General features: G+C 59.8%; 7 protein-coding genes. 4 read left to right on the top strand and 3 right to left on the bottom strand.

Annotated features, from left to right (window positions below):
* Together A3728_RS06955 and A3728_RS06960 are read left to right on the top strand one after the other, a co-directional pair.
* Positions 1–830: type IV secretory system conjugative DNA transfer family protein (locus A3728_RS06955; protein WP_150120676.1), on the top strand; the 830-nt coding region annotated here is incomplete at its 5' end.
* A 25-nt stretch (positions 831–855) separates the two neighbouring features.
* On the top strand, positions 856–2,355 hold the full coding sequence (locus tag A3728_RS06960; protein WP_236630425.1) for a DUF4365 domain-containing protein: 1,500 nt from the start codon (positions 856–858) through the stop codon (positions 2,353–2,355).
* 61 nt (positions 2,356–2,416) lie between these two features.
* On the opposite strand, the gene tnpC is transcribed toward A3728_RS06960, so the two are convergent.
* The 3 genes from tnpC to tnpA form a co-directional block, all read right to left on the bottom strand.
* Positions 2,417–4,015, bottom strand: coding sequence for an IS66 family transposase (tnpC, locus tag A3728_RS06965; protein WP_067921515.1), 1,599 nt, complete (start codon positions 4,013–4,015; stop codon positions 2,417–2,419).
* 62 nt (positions 4,016–4,077) lie between these two features.
* Positions 4,078–4,425, bottom strand: coding sequence for an IS66 family insertion sequence element accessory protein TnpB (gene tnpB, locus A3728_RS06970; protein WP_067921507.1), 348 nt, complete (start codon positions 4,423–4,425; stop codon positions 4,078–4,080).
* Positions 4,422–4,796, bottom strand: coding sequence for an IS66-like element accessory protein TnpA (gene tnpA, locus A3728_RS06975; protein ID WP_067921509.1), 375 nt, complete (start codon positions 4,794–4,796; stop codon positions 4,422–4,424). Before tnpA ends, tnpB begins: the two co-directional genes overlap by 4 nt.
* 215 nt (positions 4,797–5,011) lie before the next feature.
* Between tnpA and A3728_RS06980 the strand changes: the two genes are divergently transcribed.
* Together A3728_RS06980 and A3728_RS06985 are read left to right on the top strand one after the other, a co-directional pair.
* Positions 5,012–5,707, top strand: coding sequence for an AAA family ATPase (locus A3728_RS06980; protein WP_067921511.1), 696 nt, complete (start codon positions 5,012–5,014; stop codon positions 5,705–5,707).
* A gap of 36 nt (positions 5,708–5,743) precedes the next feature.
* The coding region (locus tag A3728_RS06985) for an IS256 family transposase (RefSeq protein ID WP_067921513.1) at positions 5,744–6,545 on the top strand (802 nt) is incomplete at its 3' end.

Genomic DNA, 6,545 nt, shown 5'->3' on the forward strand with positions numbered 1-6,545 from the left:
CAGTGATGATCATGCTCGACGAGTTCAATCGCCTCGGCAAGATGCCCATCGTGGTCGAGAGCATCGAGACCCTGCGCACCTATCGCGGCCACCTTGCCGTGGTCACCCAAACCATCCCCGCCCTCGATGAAATCTACGGCGAGAACACTCGCCGCGCCCTGCAGGGCAACGCCGGCGTGAAACTCTATCTCACGCCCTCGGATGAAAAAACCGTCGAGGAGCTGAGCAAGGCGGTTGGCAAGACCACGAAGACCGTCATCACGCGCTCCCAGTCCATCGGCAAAAACCCCTTTGAAGGGCGCAGCCAATCCACACGGACCGAAGAAAGTTCGTTGTTACCTGAAGATGAGGCGCGCCGCCTACCGCTCGATGAGATCGTCATGGTCATCGATGCCCAGATGCCGGTCCGTGCAAAGCGGATCCAATATTTTGACGATCGGCTGTTCAAGGCGATCCACGCGGCGCAAACGGGGGAGTTGCCGTTTCCGGAGCCAGGGGGAGGTGGGTCGCAGGGCACGCTGCCGTTAAGTGTGCGGGCCATGCCGATGACTCCGCCGTCGATGGGTGGAGGCCAGAACGAAACGGCCGTGCTTGGCTCGGAGCAGGCGCGGGCTAAGGCGGAACAACCGCTGGCGCGAACCGACGGCACACCGAAGAAGTCGGCGGTCGTGGTGCAGGCGGTTGTTGTAGAAGCGCAGAGGCAGATGGAGATGGATTTTGTAGGGGAGGTGGCAGCTCTTGGTTCAGTGGAAGATGCCGGCGACGAGCAGGTACAAACGGCAGTAAATGATTTGGGTGATCTGGAGAAGGCCCTGAAACAGGGGTTCTAACTTGATGGGTTGTTGCATCCAGAAGTTGGCGTATCAAGTGATGGTTGTCAGTCGCGTTCTGGGTGATTTAGAGTTCGCTCTATCAGGCTTGACCTTTCGCAAGGGCAGTTTCCATATCTTGTTGCTCCTCCCTTATGTTGCGCCAGATAAAGTGTTACATCTCGAACAGCCTGTTTTCGGGGATCGAGATGTGAATAAGAAAATTACAACCAGCCGGCGAATGGGCGAAATCGGGGAGAAGGCAGCTAACCTTCAATTCTTACGAATTGGATTCCAATTCGATGGGAGGTCACGGCTGGAAGCAGGGATAGACGGCATCGCTGAGGTGATGGACAATGATCAGCCGACTGCCAAAATGATCGCCGTTCAGGTCAAGGCTACTGAGAGTGGCACCTATGCGGGTGAGACGGATTCCGCATTCACCTATCGAGTTCGCGCAAAGGATTTCGACTACTGGCGCGGCTCCAACCTTCCCGTGATACTGGTTCTCTACAGGCTTTCGGATGACACGTTCTTTTGGAAGTCACTCGAAAACCTCGTCGGCGAGGCCGAACGCATTTTGCACTTCGACAAGGAACGAGACGTTTTGGACGGGCGCGCGAAGGATCGCCTCGCCGCGCTCACGGTCGCCAAGCAAGGGCACGGATACTACGTCCCTCCACTTGGGGGAGGGGAAGAAGCGATTATCAATATGGTGCCTTTGCAGCTTCCCGACGAGATCTTCGTCGCGCAGACCCAGCTCTCCACGCAGAAAGCCCTCGCCCGGATGAACAAGGTCCGGAAAGGTCAGCGATACGATTGGATGATCGATGAAACATCGCTTTGGACATTCTGCGATCCGCTAACCACGCCCGTGCGCGATCTAGTCGAGAGGGATCAGGTAGAAAAGATCGAAACCGACTTTCTGGCCAAACACGACGCGGTGGATCAGCAGTATAAATTTGCGGGTCTGTTACGGCATACCTTGGCGCATGACTTTCGCGATTTGCTCGGGTGGGACGGAAAGAAAAAGCAGTTCTACTTCTTGCCAGCGCCTGGAGGCGTCGGGCGCAAGTTCCGCTATCTTGGTGCCAAACAGAAGACGCAGGCCGACGTTGTCAGTGTCTATCAGAAGTCGAAAGGGGCGGGGCCCATCGACTATGTGCGGCACCATTCATTCCATCCACGGTTTGAGCGTTTGGCGGATCAATGGTACTTGATCATCAGCCCATCCTACTACTTCACTTCCGATGGAGAACGAGCTCTCAACTACCCGGACACATTGTTGTCCGGGAAGAAACGTCTCGACACAAACAGCACTGTTCGAGGCCAGGTTATCATGTGGCATCGATTGCTTTCAGGTATGGAATTTGAAGATACCGGCGGATTGCTGGCGCCTGACATCAAGATAGATCGCGTCATCAAGTTTGGCGACCCGCCTTTCATCGAACTGCCAAAGAGCGTTCCCGAGGATGTCTGGGGTGCGAAAGCGCAAAAATCTAGAAACCCATCCAGCTCGGATGAACAAGGTAGCTTCGACCTATGAGCGGCTTCAAAGCAAAGATCTTTCCGGAGCCAGAACGTAACCGCCCGATTGATACCGCGGTTTAGGCGTCGGGCGCCCAGTTCCACGGGAGCAGTTCGCCGAGCCGATTGATCTTGTGATCGTGGATGCGCTCGAGCAGATCGGCGAGCCAAGCCTGCGGGTCCAGCCCATTCATCTTCGCGGTCTCGATGAGTGTCATGGCGCGGGCAAGGGTTTCTCCGCCGCGGTCCGAGCCGGCAAAGAGCCAGTTCTTCCTTCCGATGCCGATTGGGCGCATGGCGCGCTCGGCGGGGTTGTTGTCGATGCCGGTGCGTCCATCCTCGAGGAACAGCTCGAAGGACGGCCAGCGGGACAGCCCGTAGCGGAACGCCTTGGCGAGGTTGCCCTTGCCGGGAATACGAAGCAACTGGGCTTCGGCCCACGCCTTGAAGGTGTCGACCATGGGTTTGGAATGCCGCTGCCGCGCGGCCTTGCGCATTTCGGCGGACTGGCCAGCGATCACTCGCTCGACGTCGTAAAGCTTCCCAATCCGGTCGAGTGCCTCCCGCGCGATCTCGGACTTCGTGGTCTCCCAGACGTCGTGGAAGTCGCGCCGCAGGTGTGCCCAACAGGCGGCCTCGCGGAACTGCCTGCTGCCGTCCGCGCGTCGCTCGTAGAGCTGGCCGAAGCCCGCATAGGCATCCGCTTGAAGGATGCCGCCACTGCCTTGGAGGTGCTGCCGGGGGTGCTCGCCTTTACGGTCCGGTGAGAAGCGGTAGACCACGCCGGGCGGGGCCGTGCCGGCCCAGGGTCTCTGGTCCGAGACATAGGCCCAGATCCGTCCCTGCTTGACCCCCTTGCCCAAGCCACGGTCGCGGCGGGACCGGTCCAGGACGCGGATCGGCGTGTCGTCGGCGTGCAGGATCGGCGCGGCCATGACCTCGGCCTCGATCCGGTCGATGATCGGCGCGAGCACCTTCATGGCCCGGCCACACCAGTCCAGTAGCGTGCTGTCTGGCACGTCCGCACCCATGCGGGCGTAGATCTCGTTCAGGCGATAGAGCGGCAGGTGGTCATCGAACTTGGAGACCAGAACATGCGCCAGCAGACCGGGCCCGGCCATGCTGCCGGGGATCGGACGGCTCGGGGCGGCAGGCTGCACCATCTTCTCGCACCGGCGGCAGGATTTCTTTAGCCGCGCGATCTGGATCACCTTCATCTGCGCCGCGACCATATCGAGCAACTCGCTCACATCCTCGCCGACCACGCGGAGGTCGCCGCCGCAATCGGGACAGCAGGCGCCGGGGTCGAGCTCGCGACGTTCGCGAAGTGTGGCGGGGGACACCCGTGGCCTGCGACGGGGGCGCAGTTCGGCGGTCCCGGGATCAGCGGCCAGAGGCTCCCCGTCATCTTCGTCGACCGGCTCATTGCGCTGCTCGGCGGCCGCGACCAGCAGGTCTTCCAGCGCCAGTTCGAGTTGGGCGATCTCCCGTTCGATCTTCTCCGAGGACTTGCCGAAGGCCTGTTTCTGAAGCCTGGCGATCCGTAGGCGCAGGGCTTGAACCAGCTGTTCATGGGCTTGGAGTGTGGCCGACATGCGCGCATTCTCCGCCTGAAGCGCGGCAATCATCGCTTTCAGAACGGCGGGGTCATCGGAGAAAATGTCGACGCCTTCGGACATGCCGACAGATACCATGCGGCATTCGGAATGACCAATGAAACAAGGGCCTTGAGCAGGACAAACTACCCGACGCGGGCCGGCGGCGCGCCCCAATCCGGACGCCGCCAATCGATGCCTTCCCAGAGCATCGCCAGCTGCGCGGAGGTGAGCCGGGCAGCGCCACCCTCGGCACCAGGCCAAGGAAAGCGGCCGCGCTCAAGCACCTTGTAGTAGAGGCAGAAACCTTGGCCATCCCAGTAGAGCAGCTTCAGGCGATCGCCCCGGCGCCCTCGGAACGCGAAGACCGCGCCGCTTGCAGGCTTCTGATGCAGGACATCCTGTGCGATGGCGGAAAGGCCGGCGATGCCCTTCCTCATGTCAGTGACGCCGCAGGCCAGATAGACCCGCACCCCTGTTCCGGGCCCGATCATGCCGCCTCCACCGCCCGGATCAGCCGGGTCAGCGCGTCACCATCCATGCTGCTGTCAAACCTCAGGCACCGCCCATTTCTCAGCCGCAATTCGATCAGGACCGGCCGCGAGGGGGCGGATACGGAGGCGCAGGCAGGTTCCGGGGTCGCATCGAAGTCTACCGGAAGGAAGACAGTTCCGCGATCCGGCGACCATAGCCCTTTCTTCTTCAGATCCCGACGCCACCCATAGATCTGCGACCGGGTGAGTTCGTGGCGCTGCGCGACCTGCGTCACCGTCGCACCGCCCATGCCGACCTCCGAGAGGATCTCGAGCTTCTCGTCATCGCTCCATCGACGGCGCCGCTCAACGCCCAGAACTTCGCCCAGCATGGCCCCTCCAAATAAGACACGTCGATAACGACGCAGTTATGCACGTGTCTTAGATCAGAGAGCCCCAGTCAGGCAGGCGGTTTCAATCGGGCGGTTACTATGTTCCTGCGGGCCAAAGAGTAAGTAGCGACTATCGCAAATACATTTAGATCATCTTGGGCCGTTGAGGATTCGCGGAAAACCGATTTGAAGAAATAGAACGCCAGGGAATTCGCATGAAGATTGACACACTTTGTATACAGAATTTTCGATGCTTCGGCGCAGAGACTGAAACTCTCAGGTTTGAAAACGGGGTTACGGCATTGGTTGGCGGAAATGGAGCCGGAAAAACGGCGGCGCTCCAGGCGTTAGCACGGCTTTTTGGTGTCTCAAGTGCAGAAAGACAGATCCAGACACGCGATTTTCATCTTAAGCCTGACCAAACCGAACTCGTTTCTGGAGCAGTGCTGTCGATCGAGTGTATCCTCTCTTTTCCAGAGCTAGACGGTCTTGATGAGGATGCAGCGGCCGACGCCGTGCCGGATTTCTTCAACCATATGGCGGCAACCGGTCCCGGTGAACCGCTCAAAGCGCGCATACGCTTGCAGGCAATCTGGACGGATGATGGAACGCCCGACGGGACAGTGGAAGAGGACATTCGCTGGATCGGTACGCTCGGTGATGCTTACGATTGGGATGAGTGCCAAAGGGTCGCTGCCGTCGATCGTGGCACCATCCAACTTGTTTATGTGCCGGCAACCCGCAATCCGGCGGATCGTGTCACTGATTTGCTCAAGGGGCGTTTGTGGCGGGCTGCGAGATGGTCGGATCGCCTATCCAAGACGACTGAGCGCGGAGCCAAGTTGATCCAGAAGCAATTTGAGCGCGAAGAACCCACAGAATTCAGAGAGTGTCCGACCTTTTGTGTATGATTGATCCGGTTCATGCTTCACCAAAAGGAAGCATGCATGACCATCTCGAAAGAAATCCTGGACGAACTGCTTAAGGGCGTTGATCGCCCTGAGGACCTGCTCGGCGATGCCGGGCTGATGAAAGAGCTGAAGATCAAGCTCATGGAACGGATGCTGGGTGCTGAACTGACCGCGCATCTTGGCTATGAAGAGGGCGAAAGCGCGCCGCCGAGCCAACCCAACCGCCGCAACGGCACATCGACGAAAGTGCTGAAGGGGCAGGACGGGGAATTGCCGGTAGCGATCTCCCGTGACCGCGACAGCAGCTTCGAGCCGGAACTGGTGAAGAAGGGCCAGACCCGGATCGACGGTATGGATGACAAGATCATCGGGCTCTACGCCGCCGGTCTGACGGTGCGGGACATCCAGGCGCATCTGCTCGACCTCTACGGTCTGAGGGTGTCGCCCGACCTGATCAGTCGGGTCACCGACGCGGTGCTGGACGAGGTTCGGGAATGGCAGAGCCGCGCGCTGGATCGGATGTATCCCATCGTGCTTTTCGACGCGCTACGTGTGAAGATCCGGGATGCCGACAGCCGGACGGTCAAGAACAAGGCCGTCTACGTCGCCCTCGGCGTCACCCACGATGGGAGCCGTGAGGTTCTGGGCCTGTGGATCGCCGAGAACGAAGGTGCCAAATTCTGGCTCTCGGTGATGAACGAACTGAAGAACCGGGGGCTGCAGGACATCCTGATCACCGTCGTGGACGGTCTCAAGGGTTTTCCGGAGGCGATCACCGCCGCCTTCCCGGAGGCCATGGTTCAGACCTGCATCGTGCATCTGGTGCGCCATTCTCTGA

Source organism: Sulfitobacter sp. HI0040, from assembly GCF_001634885.1.
In the GTDB taxonomy this organism is placed as follows: Bacteria; Pseudomonadota; Alphaproteobacteria; order Rhodobacterales; family Rhodobacteraceae; genus Sulfitobacter.